Below are 3,609 nucleotides of genomic sequence, written 5' to 3'. Positions count from 1 at the left end.
GCCAACGGAACAATGACCTCCACATCCACTTCGCCGGGCCTCCCCCGCCTCGGTGAAGCGACCGCCCCGGCGCCCCGCGAGAGCGGCTGGCATGCCGGGGCGGGCTTGCGTCCGCCGGGCGCGGCTCTTTTTTGCTCAACGAACCCGCAGGTCAGACCCGTTTTCAACCACCCGACCCGGCTCGTTCAAAAAAATACCTTCCCAAAGGAATGATATCGTGAGAGGGTCTTCGCTGGAAGGGAGTCAGAGGCTGAGCCCCTGTCTCCCCCCGGTCGGGGACACCCAGAGATCGCCACGCCGACCTCCACCCGCGGTCCCCCACACCGCAGCACCGATGGCCCTGGCGACCCGGACGGTGAACCGCCCCGACGTTGCAGCGACGAAAGCCAAGGGGGAAACGGCATGCTGAGCTTTTCAATTCTCGGAGCACTGCAGATACGCACCACGTCAGGTTTCGCGGAGATCTCCGGAGATCTACAGCGGAATCTCATCCAGACGCTGCTCGTCAGCGAGGGCCGCCCGATCTCGGGCGAGAGCCTCGTGGAGGAAATGTGGGGCGATTCCGTCCCGGACAAGCAGGCCAACGCACTGCAGGCGCACATCAGCCGGCTCCGCCGCAAACTGAAGAGCCTGGAGCCGGGTCTCCCTGTCTCCCGTGTGACCATTCACCCTTCCGGCTACCGACTCACGATCCACGAAGGCGAATTCGACGCCGCGGAATTCACCAAGACGGTCCGGCAGGCCGAGACGGCGGGCGCCGCCGACGCCGCGGCCACGGCGGAATTGCTCGGCCGGGCGCTCGCGATGTGGCGCGGCCCCGTCTTCGGAGATTTCCCCGGCGGTACGATATGCCAGCTGGCCTGCGCCCGTTACGAGGAATATCGTATGCGGGCCATGGAACTGCGCTTCGAGGCGGAGCTGCGCCTGGGCCACCATGCCGCGATGCTCGCGGAACTCCACGAGGCGCACAGCAACCATCCGCTGCGGGAACGCTTCTGCGAGCAGCTGATGGTCGCCCTCTACCGCTCCGGCCGCCAGGCCGACGCCCTCAACGTCTACCGCGCCATGCGCCAGCACCTCTCGGACGAACTGGGCATCGACCCGTCCCCCGCCCTGCGCGACGTGGAGCACGCGATCCTCGCCCACGATCCGGCGCTCACCGGGGGTGCGCGCACTCTGCTTCAGCCGGCCTGAGGGGGCGGCGGGGGCGGCGTACGGGGGTTCCCGCCGGGCGGGCGGGGGCGACGCGGATCGACGCCGGTCGACGCCGGTCGACGCCGGTCGACGCCAGTCGACGCCAGTCGACGCCCGCGCCTGGGCACGATAGCGACCGGTCAGCACAGGCCAACATCCCGCGCCCGGGACATCAGCAACCGACCAACACGGGCCGACGCCAGCGCGCCCGCGAACGAGGCACCAGCACCCGACCAACACCCCCGCACGTAGCCACGCCAGCACCCGGCCAGCGCAGGCCAACACCCCGCACCCGGGGCGTCAGCGACCGGCCAACACGGGCTGGCACCGGCACGTCCGCGCCCGGGGCGCCAGCACCCGACCAGCGCCGACCGACGTCCCGCCACCCGAGGCGTCAGCGCCCGGTCAGCACCGGTCAACGCCCCCGCGCACAGCCGAGCCAGCATCCGGTCGTCGCCGACCGACTCCCCGCACCGGCGGCATCAGCACCCGGTCAGCACCGACCAACACCCCGCCCAACAGCCACCCCAGCACCCGACCAGCACCGTCAGCACACCACACCCGGAACCCGGAACCCGCACCCCGCACCCCGCACCCCGCACCCGGAACTCCCCACCCGGCACGTCAGCGCCCGGTCAGCGCCGATTGTCACCATCGGAATGGAAAGCGAGCCCCCGCCCTCCGCGGGGGAGCCCCCGTACGCGTCCCGCGCGGCGCGCATGGACCCCCGACCCATGAACGCCCGACCACCGTATCCATCAGGAGTCTTCATGACCACGAGCCAGACCTCCGCACGCCTTGGAACCGCGGCCACGAACTCGTCCGCCGCGCGCCCCCTGCGTCTGTTCCTCGGTCTCGACGCCGCCGTCACCGCCGGCAACGGCCTGATCTACCTGATCGCCGCCGGCCCCGTCGGCGACCTCCTCGACATGAACGCCGGGCTCCTGCGCGGGATCGGCGTCTTCCTCACCGTCTACGGCGTGCTCGTCGGCCTCCTCGCCGCCCAGCAGATCCCGTCCGCCGCGGCCACCAAGATCGTCATCGAGGCCAACCTCCTCTGGGCCGTCGCCAGCGTCGCCACCGCGGCGTTCGGCTGGTTCGACCCCAACACGATCGGCACGGTGTGGATCCTCATGCAGGCCGCCGTCGTCGGCGGATTCGCCGTGCTGCAGATCAACGGCCTGCGCAAGCTCACCAACTGAACCGCACCCGGCGTCCCCGGTGACGGCAACCGGTAAGGGGAGAGATGAGACTCCAAGTCGCGGAGCTGGCGGCGATACGGGAGCGGGTCCTCGCGGGGCCCGGCGAACCGGCCACCGCCGCTCAGAAGGCCAAGGGCAAACTCACCGTACGCGAGCGGATCGAACTGCTCCTGGACGAGGGTTCGTTCCGCGAAGTCGAACCCTTGCGCCGGCACCGGGCGACCGGTTTCGGCCTGGAGGCGAAGAAGCCGTACACCGACGGCGTCGTCACCGGGTGGGGCACGGTCGAGGGCCGTACGGTCTTCGTCTACGCGCACGACTTCCGGATCTTCGGCGGCGCCCTGGGCGAAGCCCACGCCACCAAGATCCACAAGATCATGGACATGGCTATAGCGGCCGGTGCCCCGCTGGTCTCCCTGAACGACGGCGCGGGCGCCCGCATCCAGGAGGGCGTCACCGCGCTCGCCGGATACGGCGGCATCTTCCAGCGCAACACCAAAGCCTCCGGCGTCATCCCGCAGATCAGCGTGATGCTCGGCCCGTGCGCGGGCGGCGCCGCCTACAGCCCCGCGCTCACCGACTTCGTCTTCATGGTGCGCGAGACCTCGCAGATGTTCATCACGGGACCGGACGTGGTCCGCGCGGTGACCGGCGAGGAGATCACCCAGAACGGCCTGGGCGGCGCCGACGTGCACGCCGAGACGTCGGGCGTCGCGCACTTCGCGTACGACGACGAGGAGACCTGCCTCGAAGAAGTGCGCTACCTGCTGTCGATGCTGCCGTCGAACAACCGCGAGAACCCCCCGGCGCACGACTCCGAAGACCCCCGGGACCGCACATGTGAGGCACTCCTCGACCTGGTCCCCGTAGACGGCAACCGCCCCTACGACATGCACAAGGTCATCGAGGAGCTCGTCGACGAGGGCGACTACCTGGAGGTCCACGAGCGATGGGCGCGGAACATCATCTGCGCCCTGGCCCGCCTGGACGGCAAGGTCATAGGCATAGTCGCCAACCAGCCCCAGTCCCTGGCAGGCGTCCTGGACATCGAGGCCTCGGAAAAAGCAGCTCGCTTCGTCCAGATGTGCGACGCCTTCAACATCCCGATCGTCACCCTTCTGGACGTTCCCGGCTTCCTCCCGGGCGTCGACCAGGAGCACGGTGGAATCATCCGCCACGGCGCGAAGCTCCTCTACGCCTACTGCAACGCGAC

The 3,609-nt window shown here is 69.5% G+C and carries 3 protein-coding genes; all 3 read left to right on the top strand.

Going from position 1 to position 3,609, the window contains the following annotated elements; translation table 11 throughout:
• The first annotated feature begins 402 nt into the window (after positions 1 to 402).
• On the top strand, positions 403 to 1,194 hold the full coding sequence (locus tag ACWDZ7_RS42045; RefSeq protein ID WP_451804140.1) for an AfsR/SARP family transcriptional regulator: 792 nt from the start codon (positions 403 to 405) through the stop codon (positions 1,192 to 1,194).
• Between the two features lie 770 nt (positions 1,195 to 1,964).
• Positions 1,965 to 2,396, top strand: a complete 432-nt coding sequence (locus ACWDZ7_RS42040; RefSeq protein WP_451804138.1) for a hypothetical protein — start codon at positions 1,965 to 1,967, stop codon at positions 2,394 to 2,396.
• A 44-nt stretch (positions 2,397 to 2,440) separates the two neighbouring features.
• Positions 2,441 to 3,609, top strand: a 1,169-nt coding sequence (locus ACWDZ7_RS42035) for an acyl-CoA carboxylase subunit beta (protein ID WP_451804136.1), incomplete at its 3' end; no start/stop codon positions are given.

This window comes from Streptomyces sp. NPDC003032, from assembly GCF_053591415.1.
The sequence above is the reverse complement of the archived record's forward strand: the minus strand, read 5'-3'. Positions and strand labels throughout refer to the sequence as shown.